Here is a 16,447-nt window from a genome sequence, read left to right on the forward strand (position 1 = left end):
CTAGGAGAAACAAGAAAAGAGACTGTGAAACATAAAAAAGGTTACCAGCAATTAATTGTTGGTAACCTTTTTTATGTATAAGAACAATATCTACTTTATGCAATACCGATATATTTTAAAGTTTTTGATGGGGTACTATGGTCAAAGAAGTGTTGTAAAAATGCGATATCAACACCAGATTTATATGCACAATATCCCCAAGTTTTTCGAAGTGTATGTGAGCTAATCCCTTCTAAACCAACTTCTTTTGCTGCTTTATTTAAAATATACCATGCATGCTGCCTTGTAATAGATTTTGTTCCTTTTTGAGACTTTAATAATGGTTCATTTCGTTTCCATGATTTACGTTCTTTCATATACTCTTCAATTGCGTGCTGTAAGTCTTCATTTACAGCGAACCATTTATGTTTTTTCACTTTTTCATTGTAAAATAAAATGGAATGACGAACAGTGTCATTTTCATCGATGACATCTCCAACTTTTAATTGTAAGATTTCACTTACTTTTAGGCCAGAGTTAACTGCTAATACGAATAATAGGCCATCACGTTTTGAAGATTGTAAAAGTATATTTTTGATTTTTTCTAATTGTTTCTCGTTTTGAATAGGTTGTCCTGCTTGTTTCATTTTATGCACTCTCCTCTTTTATATGTGTAAAGGAAAGGATTAACTTGGTTACTACTATAAAGGGAGAGTGTGAATTCCATGTGAACTCCTCGTGAAATTAAGACAAATTATTTGACTTCTTTTACTTTTTGTAAATCAAAATAAAAAACAACCCCGTTGTCGATATTATATACACCGTAATTAGCATGGTGTAATTCTAAAATATTTTTGACAATAGATAGACCAAGTCCAGTTCCACCAGTATGGCGGCTTCGTGAAGCATCTAAACGGTAGAAGCGATCCCATATTTTTTGTAAGCTTTCATCTGGAATTGGGTTACCGTTATTTTCAATTTCAACTTTTACTTTCTCTTCTCCATCTATCACACGAATACAAATATGCTTTGTATCAGGAGTATAACGGATGGCATTACTTAGTAAATTCACAACAACTTGTTCAATACGATTTCGATTTGCTTTAACGTATATAGAACAATCTATATCCATTTCTACCTGTAAATGTTTTTCTTCCATACTAAATAGTAACTTTGTATATACTTGCTGAATAAGATCCCCAATTGAAAAAGTCGTCATTTCTAATTTATAGGTACCAGACTCTAGTTTGGCTAGTTCTAACATTTCGACAATTAATCGATTCATATTTTCTGTTTCTTCTAAAATGACGTCCGTATAGTACGTTGTATCTTTACTAACACCGTCTTTAATTCCTTCTGCAAAACTTCTAATCACACTGAGTGGTGTTTTTAATTCGTGAGATACGCCAGAAATAAATTCTTTTCTTGTTCGTTCTAATTGTCGTTCTCTTTCAATATCTTGTTGTAATTTTGTATTTGCAATATTTAGGCGATCAATACGGTCTTTTAAATTAACCGATAGCGTATTAATACTACTAGATAGACTGCCAATTTCATCGTCTGCTGAAATTGGTAATTTTTCAGTGAAATCAAAGTTAGCCATTTTTTTTGTGACTCGATTCATTTTAATAAGCGGTTTTACAATGATTTTTGAATAATAAAAGGATAATAAAATAATAACAAAAAATACGATGATAAGTGCATACACGTAGTAATCTTTTAAAACAAGCATCGCTTCATTAACAGGTTGCAACGAAGTCATGGCGAAAACAAATTCTTTAATATGTCCACTTTCTACAATAGGTTGTACGAAAATTTGACTTTTACTGTCATCATCGTCACCTACTGGATAAGTAGTAAGTTCATTTGCGTTCGCATTATCAGGACTTGATGCAAAGTTCCATTGTTGAATGGCATACAATGTTTCTATATTATTTGCAAGGCGAATTTCATTTTTAGACGGAAGGTGAATTTGAGAAATAACACCTTCAAATGTACGAATCGTATATTTTGACTGTCCTTCTGTGTACTTGTTTTTTGGAGTAATCAATGGCCCAATGTCAGCTAAGAGATTATCATTTCGCCATACATTATAATTGGTTCTAATTTTAGTAGGGAATATTGAATTTTGTCTTACAATCCCCTGAACTTGGATAGGATCGTTTACCTTCAACTGTAAATTTATAAATTTATTATATTCATCAATTGTTAAAATATTGTTAAGAGGAATCATAAGCTGTTTATTAGATAAACGATCAACGATTTCAATATAGTAATTATTTTCACTTTTTATGCTTCCATCTGAACCTAATAAGACAATATCGGAATTGGTTTTATCATGAAACTCTTGTTTTAGTTTTCTTACTTCTTCAAATGTACCATCACTTTTTTCGTAACTTGTCACAAATTTTTCAAAGGCCGTTTGAACTGTTTTTATTTTTTTATCAATATAAAATTTTTCTAAATATAAAGATTGTCCAATGAAAAAGAGGAGAAAAGTAATCGTAAATAGTGCCGCTGTTAATAAAAAAAGTTTAAAGACAATGCTTCTTTTTTTCACTTCTTCACCTCAGTATATGCATATAAATATTTTCTTTATTATAACAAACGATAGTAGTAAGTAAAAATTGAAAATCTGTCTCTGTTTAGAAAAGTTTTTTGTAAAAAGTCATATACTCGTATGAATGGTTTTCTAAATATATTTATATATCATAGCGTGTTTTAGTACATTTTTTATGAGTAGTAACGTTCTTACTTTCAAATGTAGCAAAGAAAGAAGTTATCCTGAAATATGAAAAAAGAACTCGCCAGACGTATGACGAGTTCTTTTACGCTATTATTGTTGGATTGCTGCTTCTAAAGCAATTTCAATCATTTCGTTAAATGTAGTTTGACGCTCTTCTGCAGTTGTTTCTTCTCCCGTAAAAATATGGTCACTTACTGTTAATACAGATAGGGCATTTACACCATATTTTGCTGCCAATGTATAAAGTGCAGTTGTTTCCATTTCTACTGCTAATACACCGTAATCACCAAGTTTTTTCACCATATCCATGCTCTCGCGGTAGAATACATCTGCTGTTAATACATTCCCAACACGAATATGAAGTCCTTTTTCTGTTCCTGCATCATATGCTTTCTTTAAAAGATCAAAGTTTGCAGCTGGTGAAAAATCGAAACCAGGGAATGTTAAACGATTAATATTAGAATCTGTACATGCTGTCATTGCAATAATCACATCGCGCACTTTAACATCTTTTTGAATGGCCCCACAAGTTCCTACACGAATTAAATTTTTTACTCCATAGCTTTGGATTAATTCGTTAACGTAAATGGAAATAGAAGGTACCCCCATGCCTGTTCCTTGAACAGAAACACGTTTCCCTTTATATGTTCCAGTGAACCCTAGCATACCACGCACATTATTATAGCAAGTTACATCTTCTAAAAATGTTTCCGCGATATATTTTGCGCGTAATGGATCGCCAGGTAATAAAATAGACTCAGCAATTTCCCCTTGTTTCGCTTCAATATGAACGCTCATAAAATAACCTCCTTCATTATGTATGAATACAAATCAATATCATCTGCATTATACACTAGTAATACTACTAATTTAAATCTTTTTCTTACTTTTAGTAAAATAGAAGGATTTCATAAATGGTTATATAGAATACATAAAAAAGAGAGATGGAGTAACGAAATAAGAACCCGAATTGGTAAAAAATGCGGTGGGTGATTTGATGAAAAATCTTGGGATTGCATTTGTAGCTTTATTCTTGCTTGTTGCTGGAGGTTTTTACATAAAGAAATATCAAGGAATAGCAGAAACAACTGCCATGATTCAAGAAGTGAAATGGGATATAAAGAAAGGAAAAGAAAATAAAAAAGTAGATCTTGCATTTCAGTTGTTTAACAAAAAGAGCAATGCGATTCGAGGGGTAAATGATCAACTTCGAGCAGTTGTTGTAGATGAGAATTTAGGAGAGATACAGGAGGTAAAACCTATCTTTATCGGTAGTGGATCCTATAAAATAACGCAAAAGATAGAGAAAAGTAAGGAATATACAGTTTTTTTATATGAAGACCATAATAAAACGGAATCATCCTTTTCTAAGAAAAACTTTGGAGAAAAAAATAAGAACAAGCCAAAAGGTTTGGTAGGAGATACCATTTTAACAAAGAAGATTGGTGACCACCAAGTTTCGCTTTTATTTGGTGCTCTACATCCAAATGAAGCAGCTACATTAACGTTTCAGTTTCAAGCTAAAAAAGGGGAGAAGCTGAAAATAGGCTCTCATCGGGGAGTAAAAAGTACACTTTCCATTGTTGATGAAGAGAGAGAACATTTTATATATGGAGTACCTTTTCATGTGGAAGAACAATTGCAGTATCGTATAACATTTCCACAAGAAGGAACATATAAAATATGGGGGACGTTTTATTTAAATGATAAAAAATATAAACAGGAGTTTATTGTTCAAGTACAAAAGCGAAAAAACAGCTAATCATTAGCTGCTTTTTCGCTTTCCTATTAACTTTGTTACAGCAAGCATTGTAACGGGTAATGAATGGTTTTTCCTAAATGCTAAATATTTTCCGCTCCAAACTGGTTTATATTTTTCTTTAAAATGTCGTAACCCGCTAAAACTATATGTATAACGTACATTGTTAAAAATAGCAGCGGCAACTCGTTCAGACCAAAATGATTGAGCAGACAATCCAACATTAGAAAGAGGTGCCATACCAATATTAAAGGAATGATAATCGTTTTCTTTCGCCCACTGGAATAGATGAATAAAGATTGCATCCATAATTCCGCTCGGTGCGTCAGGATAATAGCGCATTAAATCTACAGAAAGGATACCGCTTTGGTAAACAGGCATAAATGTAGTAAAGGCGATTATTTTGCCTTCTGCATCTGATAAAGTAGCGATTGGAGCACGATTGATATACTCTCTATCAAAATATCCAAGCGAAAAGCTTTTCTCTTTTTTTCCGCCAAGCCATGCGTCCGATACTTTTTTTAGCTCTTCATATAACGCATCTGAAAATGGAGGTTGGTGAATCGAGAACGTGTAACCTTCTCGTTCAAAACGGTTAAAAGTAGCGCGTAATCCAGCACGTTTCTTTCCGGAAATCGTAAATGTATTTAGGTCTACAACAGCTTCCTCACCAAGTTTAAAGAAGTTATAGCCAAAGTCATGATATAAACTCATCCATCTACTTTCAATTTGATAAAAAACGCAAATATAGCCAAATCGATCAGCTTCTATTAGAAATTCTTGCAGTACTGTCCGAAAGGAAGTAGGATCACCAATTGGATCGCCGAGTACGACTAACCGTTTTCCTGTGATAGAAAATAAAAGAAGTGCTTTTCCATCACTGCTGAAGAAGAATTGTTTATCTCCTAAAAAGCCTAGATGGCTTAATACGTTTCCACCATATTGGTCTAAAAAATTTTGCAAACGTTTATCGTTTGCTGGTTGCCCAGGAAATTCATTGCGGTAACGGTTGGCAATGAGCGAACCGATAAGTAAAAAAGTTGGCACAAAGAACGCAGCTGCAAGTGCACTTCGTTTTACTTGTGTAATATTACGAACGACAAAATCAGGTTTAAATGCATCTTTTGCTTCTGCAAATACAACTCCTAAGTTCTTGTACAAATATAAAATAATGAATAAAAATATAAATAGTTTTATGATATCTGAGAAAGATACTTCCATTCTCTCACGTACAAACCTTTTTCGGAGCATGTATAGAACAGCAAGTACAATTAGTAAAATGAAAGTTTCTTCAATATCAATCCCTTTTAACGTATTAAAAATAGCAGCACCAATTAATGAGACGATGGTCATATAGTAAGACCGTTTTGTTCCATAGTAAATCCCTCTTGATAAAATAAAAAGAAGGATACCAAATGTGAGTGATAAGCTAAAAGAAAATTGAATGAGATGTTTTGGTGCTAAAATATGTAATGCATGTGCTCGGTCTATACTCGTCGGTAAAATCGTTGACAAAATAACCATTAAACCAGCAAAAGCTGTTAGCGCTGCTGAGGCCCAAGATCCTAATTTTCCGATGAAATCGCGCTGTAATGTCCAAAGAACCCCCGTTGTTTCTAAAGCGGGTGCGATAAATGGTTTGTCTTCCATTTTTTTTAGAGCAGCCCCTGTCATTTCAAAAGCAGCAAATATAAGGCCGAGGCAAAACGGTAAAATATAGTATACAAGTCTGTATAGTAACATGGCAGGTAATAAAACACCTGTATCAATCCCGTATTGTCCTAAACCACTCAAAAATACAAGGTCAAATGAACCAAGACCACCTGGGACAAGACTGATAACCCCAGCTAAAGCAGCAATTACATATACCCCTAAAAATTTACGGAAATCGATGTGAATTCCAAATAGCATCAAAATCACATACATAACAATTCCAGCAGAAAGCCATTCCACTAAAGAAACAAGTGAATAGAGAACGGTTGGATTTTTTTCTTCTTCTTGTCCATCTACATTTTGTTTTTTTCTATTTTTTAGTTTTGAAAAACCAATATATAGAGGAACAAAAAGAGCGAAGAAGATGAGAACGGGCCATAGCCAAGGGTTTTCATGCAAAATAAACTGTGTATCCAATATTCCAATAAGACCAAGAAATGAGAGAAGCGCTAATCCATTAATAAAAGCAGTTGTCATCCAAGCAATGCTTTTAATCAGCTTTCCATTTTCATTTATGTAAGGACGATATAATATCGTACGTACACCAGCTCCAACTAGACCACCAAAGCCAAGAAATCCATTTAAAGTGTTAGCAGTCCAAGAAACACGAAAGATTTTTTTGACAGGTATATCTGTTTTCAAGTGCCGGAGCATAACGAAGTCATAAAAGAACATTGTTGATACAGCTAATGCACCAAGTGTAATCGCTAAAAAGACCCCTCCCGTTGGGATGTTTTTAATTGTTTCGATTGCGTCGCGAAATGAAATCCCCGCTAGTTCTTTCCGTGCTTGAAAGAAAACAATTGTCAGTACAACAAACGGGAAAATAAATTTTCCAATTTGTAATAAACGTTTCCATGAAAACGACATAAATACAACTCTCCTTGTTTAAGAAAACTGAGACAACAATATACTTTATTATGACAAACTTCAAAGAAAATAAAAAGGTGAATTCCAAAATAGTGCAGTGGTTTTTTCTATTTTTCATTTAATATTGATTCAGAATGTTTTTTTTATTCTGGAAATAAGTTAAACTAAAGCAAAAAGAAGGAAGAGGGGCCGGAGATGATTATAACAGGTTATGCAGGATGGGAATTAGAAAAAGCGCAACCGAATACGTCTGAGGATTTTTTCAATAGATCTGAGTTTACATATATATGTAATGGGAAGGAAAAAACATTTTCTATATTATATGTCCGATACTTTGAAGAAATTTTGCATGAAATTACCCCCTTTGAAGGAAATCCAGTTTTTAAAATAGAAGGAAAAGACATATATTTACGCGATATCGCTGCTCTTGCATATTTTCTCAAAAATCCAGATATATATAGACAAAAACGCGTGTATATCAATAGAATAGAGGATTTTCAAGACATTTTTGATGAAAGTGTAGTGGGAAAAGTACAAGAGATTTTGGTTGAACTACATGAGAAGAAACAAGTAGAGATTGTGTAAAATGGCAAAGGGGAGAAAAGGGTATGTCTAATTCAATGGTTGAGAATCAAACAGAACAGGTTTCAGCATTTTTAGAGGAAGTAATTGCTGTGATGACAAACTATGTGAACTATCATTCGCTACCTTCTTTATTAAAAGAGGCACCAACAGGTGATAAAAATTACTATGAAGGATTACTAGCAGCTGTAAGAAGATTACTTGTTTTTTGTGAAGAAGGATTAGATGCATGTCTCATTTTGCTAAATAGTCAACCATTTCGAAAAACAGCCGCTGAAAAAACATTGTACAAAATTTATCATCAAGTTATTGCTGAATTTTTTTCACCAAAAAATGATCAGTGGTATGAAAATAGTCGATCAGCATACACTGGAAAAAATTCGATTGTATTTCAACGAACACCACCTTCTTCTATGGTAAAGGTGATGAAAGAATTAGAAGGGAAATTCCAGACAATGCGTGAGGAATTAGAATATTATGAAACAGATTATCAGACTAAAATGCTGCACAAATATTAATATGGGATGCCAAAGGATAGAAACAAGGAAAAGAAGCTAGAAGAAACCTAGCTTCTTTTCCTTGTTTAGACGGTATATAAGAGAATGATGGTGAATATAGTTAAAGTGGATAGCATCGAGGAGGTGTGACATGAGCCAACAAGGTGTATTTACCGATTACTTTCATGAAGTAGAGAGCTGGTGTGAAAGTGTTCTAGATGTATTAGATAGCCGTGCAATGGAAGTATACGATGTCCATATGCTTGCTTATAAAATTCAAAGCTTGTTAGAACGTATGAAAGAAAATGAATACGAGACAGACGCAGAATTTCTATATGAAATTAGCGAGGATGTAGAACATATACAACATCATTTACAAGAAGTATTTATGCAAGAAGAGGAACAATGTGAATTATATGAACGAACGTATTTAGATAGATCGGTTCCAATTGGAGGACATACATTGCCTCCATTACCGTATCCATATCATGATTTGGAACCTTATATTTCCAGAGAGGTTATGATGTTGCATCATGATAAGCATCATCGTAGTTATGTAGAAGGGTTAAATAAAGCGGAGAAAATGATGGAGGAAGCACGGAGGACAAATAAATTTGATTTAATTAAACATTGGGAAAGAGAAGCTGCCTTTCATGGTTCAGGGCATTATTTACACACGATATTTTGGAATAATATGAAAAAAGATGGCGGCGGGAGTCCAAGGGGGGAATTGTCAGAAGAAATCGAAAAAAATTTCGGGAGCTTTTTACGTTTTCAAAAGCATTTTACAGAAGCTGCATCAAAAGTAGAAGGGGCTGGTTGGGCGATTCTTGTTTGGGTCCCGCGTTCAGGAAGGTTAGAGATTCTACAGAGTACATTGCATCAATTATTTACCCAGTGGGATACAGTACCATTACTGGTGCTTGATGTATGGGAACATGCTTATTATTTACAATACAAAAATAAAAAAGAAGAATATATTAAAAATTGGTGGAATGTTGTAAATTGGCCAGATGTACAAAAGAGATTTGAGCAAGCGAAACAATTGGAATGGATTCCGTATTAGACGCATGTTTGTGCGTCTTTTCTTGTGGTGGCAGAAAGAATATTTTATTCATATTTTAAAAGGCCAAGCATACACTTGTACAAAAAAGTGCCAAAAGGACGTGGGGGAAGTATGAAACGAGCTTGGGTGATAGTTGCACTTCTTATTATGTGTATGCATGCGATGCCTAATTCTACATATGCACAAATGAACAATGTGAGTGCCCATAATGCTGTATTAATGGAAGAACATTCAGGGCGTGTTTTATATGGGAAACGTGAACATGAACCACAAAAAATTGCTAGTATTACAAAAATCATGACAGCGTTACTAGCTGCTGAATCGGGAAAAATGAAGGAAATGGTCTCTATTAGTAACAAGGCAGTTCGTGTAGAAGGCTCAGCGATTTATTTAAAACCTGGACAAAAAGTGAAATTAGAGGACTTAGTTTATGGTTTAATGCTTCGATCTGGTAATGATGCAGCGCAAGCGATTGCTGAAAAAGTTGGTGGAAGTATAGAGGGATTTGTGTATTTAATGAATGAAAAAGCAAAAGAAATTGGAATGAAAGATACTCACTTTTCGAACCCACATGGTTTAGATGGTGATGGCACGCATTATTCTTCTGCTTATGACATGGCACTTTTAACAAAGTATGCAATGGGAAATGAAACATTTCGAAAGATTTTTGGGACAAAAACATACCAATCGGAATCGTGGGATTACCCATGGAAAAATAAACATAAGCTTGTTACGTCATATTATGAATTTGCAACTGGAGGGAAAACAGGATTTACAAAAAAAGCAGGGCGTACCCTTGTAACGACAGCATCAAAAAATGGTTTGGATTTCATTGTAGTAACGCTAAAAGCCTCGAGTGATTGGGATGATCATATGTATTTATTTGATCAAGGATTTAAACGATATAAGTTAACAAAAGTGTTAGCACAAGGGGCATTTCCGGAATTGAAAGAAAAGAAGTATGCTCATCATGTTTATACAAAGAATGGTTTTGCAGTGCCGTTAGCAAGTGATGAAAAAAATAAAGTTTTATTAAGAGTCGAATTGGATAAACGTGCAAATTTAAAAGATGGAAACAAAGTAGGGAAAATAGTTATTTATGTAGGAAATGAAAAAGTAGGGGAACGAAATTTATTTTATAGTAAGAGGAAATTAGTAGCTACAACAGGGGCGTACTGGAATAATGTGAGAGAAATTTTTTCTCATATGATAGGTGTGAACGGCGATGGTTAATCTTGTATGGGTGGCAATGGCAGTTATTGGAATTGTATATGCGATGGTAAATGGAACGATGGAAGAAGTAAATAAAGCTGTTTTTGCAGGGGCAAAAGATGCTGTAACAATTTGTATAGGGTTAATAAGTGTTTTAGTATTTTGGTTAGGTTTAATGAAGATTGCAGAAGAAGCAGGTTTGTTAAAAAAGTTAGTTTCGTTATTTATGCCAATTGCAAAAAGACTATTCCCGGAAATACCAAAAAATCATCCGTCAATGGGGTTCATCTTATCCAATATGATGGCAAACTTTTTTGGATTAGGAAATGCAGCGACACCGCTTGGGATTAAAGCAATGGAGCAGTTAAAAGAATTGAACGGCGGGAAAGATTCTGCGAGCCGCTCTATGGTAACATTTTTAGCGCTAAATACTTCTGCCATTACACTAATTCCAACGACTGTCATTTCAATTCGAATGACATATGAATCGGCGAACCCAACTGAAATTGTAGGGGTAACATTTATAGCACAAGTCATTTCTATGATTGGAGCAATTTGGATTGACCGCTATTTTTACCGAAGAAGAAGTAGGAAGGGGCGGAAAAAGTGAGTATTGTTAACACTATATCACTATGGATTATTCCATGTGTGATCGGATTTATATTATTATATGGGACAATCAAAAAGGTTCCGACCTATGAATCATTTGTAGAGGGTGGAAAAGAAGGAATTCAAATTGCGATTTCTATTTTACCATTTATGGTAGGGATGCTTGTATCTATTTCCATTTTTAGAGCATCAGGCGCGCTAGATGCGATGATATCGGTTATGAAGCCCGCATTAGATATAATTCATGTACCTGCAGAGATTGTGCCGCTTGCGCTTATACGCCCGATTTCTGGATCGGCAGGTTTGAGCATTACGACCGATTTAATTGCTACATATGGACCGGATTCTTTTATTGGTAGATTAGCGTCTACGATGCAAGGAAGTACAGATACGACATTTTATATTTTAACAGTGTACTTTGGTGCTGTCGGAATTCGGAAAATGGGGGATGCACTAAAGGTTGGTTTGTTTGCTGATTTAATTGGGATTATTTGTTCGATTGTATTTGTTTCATTATTATTTCATTAAAGTTATTCATTTTTTTCTCCTATTCACTTATAATACGTATACAGCCGCTATTAAGGTGTCGCTTAATAGCGTTTTTTTTATGCGGTAAATTTGACAAAATAATGAACTTTTGTTGTAAACAACTAGTAGAACATCAATAATAATAAAGGGGAAAATTTGCTATTGACCCTTTGAAGTTTACACTATACCTATGTTGTTTGGAGAAAACTAGAGTAAATCGCTACAAGACTTGGGCGGTTGCCAAGTGTTTCTAATGAAGGTAAGATAAATTTGAGGTGAAAAAAGGAAATGGAACGACTACAAAAAGTGATTGCACAAGCAGGTATTGCATCAAGAAGAAAGGCTGAGGAGCTTATTCAACAAGGGAAAGTGAAAGTTAACGGAAAAATTGTGACCGAATTAGGCACAAAGGTAACTCCTCAAGATAAAGTAGAAGTAAATCATATTCCTCTTGAGAAAGAAGAGCCTGTTTATTTCTTATTATATAAACCGACAGGAGTTATTTCGAGTGTATCAGATGATAAAGGACGAAAGGTTGTTACAGACTTTTTCCAAGATATCCCGCAACGTCTATTTCCGATTGGGCGTTTAGACTATGATACATCCGGTGTGTTATTGATGACAAATGATGGTGACTTTGCAAATATATTAATGCATCCAAAGTACAAGGTGGAAAAAACATATGTTGCAAAGGTAAAAGGTCCGCTGACAGGCGAAAAGATTCGCATGTTGGAAAAAGGCGTTATATTAGAAGATGGAAAAACATCACCGGCACGTGTGAAAATTATTTCTTGGGATAAGCGTAAAGAAATGTCAATTGTACAATTGACAATTCATGAAGGACGCAATCGTCAAGTTCGCCGTATGTTTGAGGCGATTGGCTGTAAAGTCATGAAGTTAAAGCGTGAACGATACGCTTTCTTAGAAGTAGGTAGCTTGCGCCCTGGTGACGCACGAGAATTGACGCCGCATGAAGTGAAACAACTGCGTGCATTGGCATCTACAAAGCCAAGATAACGAATCACCAGTGGATTGTTCCACTGGTGATTCGTTACATGAGACCATTTTGTGAAAATAAGTGGGAGCCTTACTGACCATAACAACCCGATTGGCGAGGGCTCATAATGAGTGAGGGATGAAGAAAACCTCACTGATTAACGGTTCACTTTATGTGATTTTGTACCTATATAGATATGAACTAGAGAGAGGAGTGGGGAGATGAAAAAGAATCGTTTACTATTTCGCGTTCTGATCTTACTGATTTTAAGCGTGGCAGTTGGTTTTACATTATATCAAAACTTTTTTGCAGATAAAGAAAAAATGCAAGTTGGAAAAGTTGCACCTAATTTCGTTGTGACAACTTTAGACGGAAAGAAAATAGAACGAAAAGACTTAAAAGGAAAAGGAATATTTTTAAACTTTTGGGGAACATGGTGTAAGCCTTGTGAAAAAGAGATGCCTTATATGAATGAGCTATATCCGAAGTATAAAGAAAAAGGTGTAGAAATCATTGCGTTAGATGCAGATGAAACAGAAATCGCGGTGAAAAATTTTGTAAATCAATATGGATTAAAGTTCCCTGTTGCAATTGATAAAGGATCAGAAGTTATTAATACATATGGAGTCGGTCCACTACCAACTACGTTTTTAATTGATAAAGAAGGAAAGGTAATCCAAATGATTACGGGGACACAAACAAAAGAACAAATGGAAGAATATTTAAAGAAGATTACTCCATAATTGGGTAAGCCTTTACATATTTAGCGAGGTACTATAAGTATAGTGCCTAAGTTGAAAATTCTGAGTATTGCGTGAAATTTGTTTCAGATTATACAATAGTGATAGAAACAAGAGGCGGTGAAAGTGTTGGAACAGGTGAAATGTGAATGCGGACATGTGAATCCGATAGGAACTATTTTTTGTGAATCTTGTGGTAAGCCTTTTGAAAACAATGAAAGTGCCAAGCTATTAGATATGCGTTACGAGGGAAGTGCAAGGCGCTCTATTACACAAACGAAAACGATTGTTGATAAGATTTGGAGTTTCTTTTCTTCTGTCAAAGTCGGAGTATGGCTCATTGTGATTACGCTATTAGCGTCTGCTATAGGGACAATATTCCCGCAAGAAATGTATATTCCTTCAGGTGTAACACCGAGTGAATATTATGAACAAGAGTATGGTTTTTTAGGAAAATTATATTATCAATTAGGTTTTAATCACTTATATAGTTCATGGTGGTACATAATTTTAATTGCGTCAATTGGAGTTTCGCTTGTGATATGTAGTTTAGACCGAGTGATTCCACTTTATAAAGCTTTAAAGAAACAAGGGGTCAAAAGACATCCGAGTTTTTTAAAAAGACAGCGATTATATGGAACGGCTTCACCGAAAGAAGGAGAATTGGACACGATTCAAGCGAATTTAAAAAAAAGAAATTATAATGTAAGAGTCGACGGTGAAAACATTTTAGCGGAAAAAGGACGTTTTTCCCGTTGGGGACCATATGTGAATCATGTTGGTCTTATCATTTTTTTATTCGGAGCAATGCTTCGTGTCCTTCCTAGTATGTATGTAGATGAATCCGTTTGGATAAGGGATGGAGAAACGAAGGAAATCCCGGGAACAAACGGGGAGTATTACTTAAAAAATGAGAAATTTATAAAAGAAGTTTATGATAAAGAAAATGAGGAAGATAAGAAATTTGATACCGCTATTGATCGAATCGGAGATAAAATGATTGCGAAAAACTATCAAACGAATGCTATTTTATATAAAGCGGTTGGGAAAAAAGTGGCAGGACAAAAACCAAAATTAGAAAAAGTAAAAGAAGCGAAAATCCGCGTAAATGAACCGCTTAAATTTAATCATTTCGCCCTTTATCAATATTCTTATAAAGAAAGTGAATTTCGGAGTATGTCCTTCCATTTACAGAATAAAGAAACAAAGCAAAAATGGGGACCGATTAAGGTTGATTTAAACCATCCTAAGGAATCATATGACTTAGGAAATGGATATTCTCTTACACTACTAAGCTATTTCCCAGATTTTTATTTTGATGAGAGCGGTAAACCGAATACAAAAACGAAGCTTCCCAATAATCCGGCGTTTGTGTTTAAAATGTTTACACCTGAAACACCCCAAGGAGAAATTAGTTTCGTTGGAATTCAACAAAATATAGAGCCAGAAGGAAATAATAAATATAAACTGGCATTTGCAGGAGTAGAAATGCAAAACGCAACAGCACTCGTTGTTCGAAAAGATTTAACGTTATGGATTCTTGGAGTTGGAGGATTTATATTTATGGTTGGTGTTATTCAAGGGATGTATTGGAATCATCGCCGTATTTGGATACAACGCGTAAAAGATGAATGGTGGATTGCTGGTCATACGAATAAAAACTGGTTTGGTTTACGTAAAGATATTGAAAGAGTACTAGAAGGGACATCTATTCCGCAACCATACGATAAAGTGAATGATAAAAAAATTAGCTAAGGTGGGGAGAATATATGGTGCAAATAAGCAGTAATTTCTTATTTATCGCTTTTATTTTATATTTAATCGCAACGCTTTTTTTTGGAGGAGCAATAAAAGAAAAAGGCCGAAAGTGGGCAAATATAGGGATAGCGATAACAATTTTAGGATTTGCCTCACAAACAGTATATTTTGTAACAAGGTGGATTGCTTCTGGACATGCGCCAGTGAGTAACTTCTTTGAATTCGGTACATTTTTTGGCATGATGCTTGTTGGTGCATTTATTATTATGTACTTTATGTATCGCATAAGTATAGTTGGCTTATTTGCCTTACCGGTAGCGTTATTATTAATTGCCTATGCCAGTATGTTTCCGAGGGAAATTTCACCGCTTATCCCATCTTTGAAAAGTAATTGGTTACATATTCATGTGACAACAGCGGCAGCTGGACAAGCTATTTTAGCGATTAGCTTTATTACAGGAGTTATGTATTTACTGAAAAATGTCGATCAATCTAGGAGCACAAAGCGAACATTTTGGCTAGAAACCGTTGTATTTACACTTGTTTGTGCTGTTGGATTTATAGCGGTAACAACAACTTATTCTGCAATGAAATATGAAGCGAAGTTTCAGTGGGTGGATAAGAACAAACAAAAGGCTGAAATGGAGTATCATTTACCTGCTTTAGTTGGGCCGAATGAAGGAAAATTAATAACAGATGGAAAGTTTGAGCCGGTCATAGATATGCCAGCGCTAATAAATGCAAAAAAATTAAATACGGTAATTTGGTCATTTCTTATTGGAACAGGATTGTATGTCATAGCAAGGCTTGTATTACGAAAAAGAATATCAGCAGCCCTTCAACCGATTTTAAAAAATGCTAACAGTGATTTGCTTGATGAAATTGGGTACCGTTCGATTGCGATAGGTTTTCCGGTTTTTACTCTAGGTGCGCTAATTTTTGCAATGATTTGGGCGCAAATTGCGTGGACGCGTTTTTGGGGATGGGATCCAAAAGAGGTTTGGGCACTTATTACATGGCTTTTTTATGCAGCAGTTTTACATTTACGCTTATCGAAAGGATGGCATGGTGAGAAGTCTGCATGGCTCGCAGTAATCGGTTTTGCGATTATTATGTTTAATTTTATTGCCGTAAATTTAATTATTGCCGGGCTGCATTCTTACGCATAACGTACCTTTTTATTATAAGGAAAAGAGAATCAGTCGTATAAGAGAAAAAGTTTTAATAGTAGCTAGTAGGAAAGTGAGCGTCACTTTCCTACTATATTTTTATCAAATGTTTTTCTTTTTTGAGAAAAACATGACAAAGTACAGGTCAATTTTGTAAAATAATGTCGAGGCCGAAATGCTTGTTCAAGAAAAATACATAGTTTTAGAAAAATAATGAACAAA

At 34.8% G+C, this 16,447-nt stretch carries 15 protein-coding genes; 11 read left to right on the top strand and 4 right to left on the bottom strand.

What is annotated here, in order from left to right:
* Positions 1–95: 95 nt before the first annotated feature.
* The 3 genes from MR056_RS04605 to deoD all read right to left on the bottom strand — a co-directional run bounded on the left by MR056_RS04605 (position 96) and on the right by deoD (position 3,523).
* Positions 96–626: a tyrosine-type recombinase/integrase gene (locus tag MR056_RS04605; protein WP_011984260.1), complete on the bottom strand. Its 531-nt coding sequence runs from the start codon at positions 624–626 to the stop codon at positions 96–98.
* 107 nt (positions 627–733) lie between these two features.
* Positions 734–2,539, bottom strand: a complete 1,806-nt coding sequence (locus MR056_RS04610; protein WP_011984261.1) for a sensor histidine kinase — start codon at positions 2,537–2,539, stop codon at positions 734–736.
* 276 nt (positions 2,540–2,815) lie between these two features.
* On the bottom strand, positions 2,816–3,523 hold the full coding sequence (deoD, locus tag MR056_RS04615; RefSeq protein WP_048722515.1) for a purine-nucleoside phosphorylase: 708 nt from the start codon (positions 3,521–3,523) through the stop codon (positions 2,816–2,818).
* Between the two features lie 199 nt (positions 3,524–3,722).
* Between deoD and MR056_RS04620 the strand changes: the two genes are divergently transcribed.
* A complete protein-coding gene (locus MR056_RS04620) occupies positions 3,723–4,487 on the top strand; it encodes a hypothetical protein (protein ID WP_011984263.1) in 765 nt (254 codons plus the stop codon).
* A 3-nt stretch (positions 4,488–4,490) separates the two neighbouring features.
* Here MR056_RS04620 and mprF read toward each other — a convergent pair whose 3' ends face one another.
* Entirely contained in the window at positions 4,491–7,067 is a 2,577-nt protein-coding gene (gene mprF, locus MR056_RS04625) for a bifunctional lysylphosphatidylglycerol flippase/synthetase MprF (RefSeq protein WP_011984264.1), read from the bottom strand.
* Positions 7,068–7,262: 195 nt separating this feature from the next.
* Between mprF and MR056_RS04630 the strand changes: the two genes are divergently transcribed.
* From MR056_RS04630 to ccsB, 10 genes are all read left to right on the top strand, one after another.
* Positions 7,263–7,652, top strand: coding sequence for a hypothetical protein (locus MR056_RS04630; RefSeq protein ID WP_048722519.1), 390 nt, complete (start codon positions 7,263–7,265; stop codon positions 7,650–7,652).
* A 23-nt stretch (positions 7,653–7,675) separates the two neighbouring features.
* Positions 7,676–8,167, top strand: coding sequence for a YpuI family protein (locus MR056_RS04635; protein ID WP_048722523.1), 492 nt, complete (start codon positions 7,676–7,678; stop codon positions 8,165–8,167).
* 130 nt (positions 8,168–8,297) lie between these two features.
* Positions 8,298–9,212, top strand: a complete 915-nt coding sequence (locus MR056_RS04640; protein WP_011984267.1) for a superoxide dismutase — start codon at positions 8,298–8,300, stop codon at positions 9,210–9,212.
* Between the two features lie 111 nt (positions 9,213–9,323).
* Positions 9,324–10,445, top strand: a complete 1,122-nt coding sequence (locus MR056_RS04645) for a D-alanyl-D-alanine carboxypeptidase family protein (RefSeq protein ID WP_048722526.1) — start codon at positions 9,324–9,326, stop codon at positions 10,443–10,445.
* Positions 10,438–11,034 carry a spore maturation protein SpmA gene (spmA, locus tag MR056_RS04650; RefSeq protein ID WP_011984269.1) on the top strand — a complete coding sequence of 199 codons (597 nt, stop codon included), beginning with the start codon at positions 10,438–10,440 and terminating at the stop codon, positions 11,032–11,034. Before MR056_RS04645 ends, spmA begins: the two co-directional genes overlap by 8 nt.
* Entirely contained in the window at positions 11,031–11,561 is a 531-nt protein-coding gene (gene spmB, locus MR056_RS04655; RefSeq protein WP_011984270.1) for a spore maturation protein SpmB, read from the top strand. The genes spmA and spmB overlap by 4 nt, the downstream gene beginning before the upstream one ends.
* 288 nt (positions 11,562–11,849) lie before the next feature.
* Entirely contained in the window at positions 11,850–12,578 is a 729-nt protein-coding gene (rluB, locus tag MR056_RS04660; RefSeq protein ID WP_011984271.1) for a 23S rRNA pseudouridine(2605) synthase RluB, read from the top strand.
* Between the two features lie 201 nt (positions 12,579–12,779).
* The gene (gene resA, locus MR056_RS04665; protein WP_011984272.1) at positions 12,780–13,301 is read left to right on the top strand and encodes a thiol-disulfide oxidoreductase ResA; all 522 of its coding nucleotides are present in this window, start codon (positions 12,780–12,782) and stop codon (positions 13,299–13,301) included.
* Between the two features lie 123 nt (positions 13,302–13,424).
* Entirely contained in the window at positions 13,425–15,053 is a 1,629-nt protein-coding gene (gene resB, locus MR056_RS04670; RefSeq protein ID WP_011984273.1) for a cytochrome c biogenesis protein ResB, read from the top strand.
* Positions 15,054–15,067: 14 nt separating this feature from the next.
* Positions 15,068–16,225 carry a c-type cytochrome biogenesis protein CcsB gene (gene ccsB / locus MR056_RS04675; RefSeq protein WP_011984274.1) on the top strand — a complete coding sequence of 386 codons (1,158 nt, stop codon included), beginning with the start codon at positions 15,068–15,070 and terminating at the stop codon, positions 16,223–16,225.
* Positions 16,226–16,447: the final 222 nt, after the last annotated feature.

The organism is Bacillus cereus group sp. BfR-BA-01360, from assembly GCF_022663595.1.
Classification (GTDB): domain Bacteria; phylum Bacillota; class Bacilli; order Bacillales; family Bacillaceae_G; genus Bacillus_A; species Bacillus_A cytotoxicus.

Bases quoted from the DNA above. Each gene is read 5' to 3' on its own strand.
- MR056_RS04605 (WP_011984260.1), bottom strand. From the start codon at position 626: ATGAAACAAGCAGGACAACCTATTCAAAACGAGAAACAATTAGAAAAA.
- deoD (WP_048722515.1), bottom strand. From the start codon at position 3,523: ATGAGCGTTCATATTGAAGCGAAACAAGGGGAAATTGCTGAGTCTATT.
- MR056_RS04620 (WP_011984263.1), top strand. From the start codon at position 3,723: ATGAAAAATCTTGGGATTGCATTTGTAGCTTTATTCTTGCTTGTTGCT.
- mprF (WP_011984264.1), bottom strand. From the start codon at position 7,067: ATGTCGTTTTCATGGAAACGTTTATTACAAATTGGAAAATTTATTTTC.
- MR056_RS04630 (WP_048722519.1), top strand. From the start codon at position 7,263: ATGATTATAACAGGTTATGCAGGATGGGAATTAGAAAAAGCGCAACCG.
- MR056_RS04635 (WP_048722523.1), top strand. From the start codon at position 7,676: ATGTCTAATTCAATGGTTGAGAATCAAACAGAACAGGTTTCAGCATTT.
- MR056_RS04640 (WP_011984267.1), top strand. From the start codon at position 8,298: ATGAGCCAACAAGGTGTATTTACCGATTACTTTCATGAAGTAGAGAGC.
- MR056_RS04645 (WP_048722526.1), top strand. From the start codon at position 9,324: ATGAAACGAGCTTGGGTGATAGTTGCACTTCTTATTATGTGTATGCAT.
- spmA (WP_011984269.1), top strand. From the start codon at position 10,438: ATGGTTAATCTTGTATGGGTGGCAATGGCAGTTATTGGAATTGTATAT.
- rluB (WP_011984271.1), top strand. From the start codon at position 11,850: ATGGAACGACTACAAAAAGTGATTGCACAAGCAGGTATTGCATCAAGA.
- resA (WP_011984272.1), top strand. From the start codon at position 12,780: ATGAAAAAGAATCGTTTACTATTTCGCGTTCTGATCTTACTGATTTTA.
- ccsB (WP_011984274.1), top strand. From the start codon at position 15,068: ATGGTGCAAATAAGCAGTAATTTCTTATTTATCGCTTTTATTTTATAT.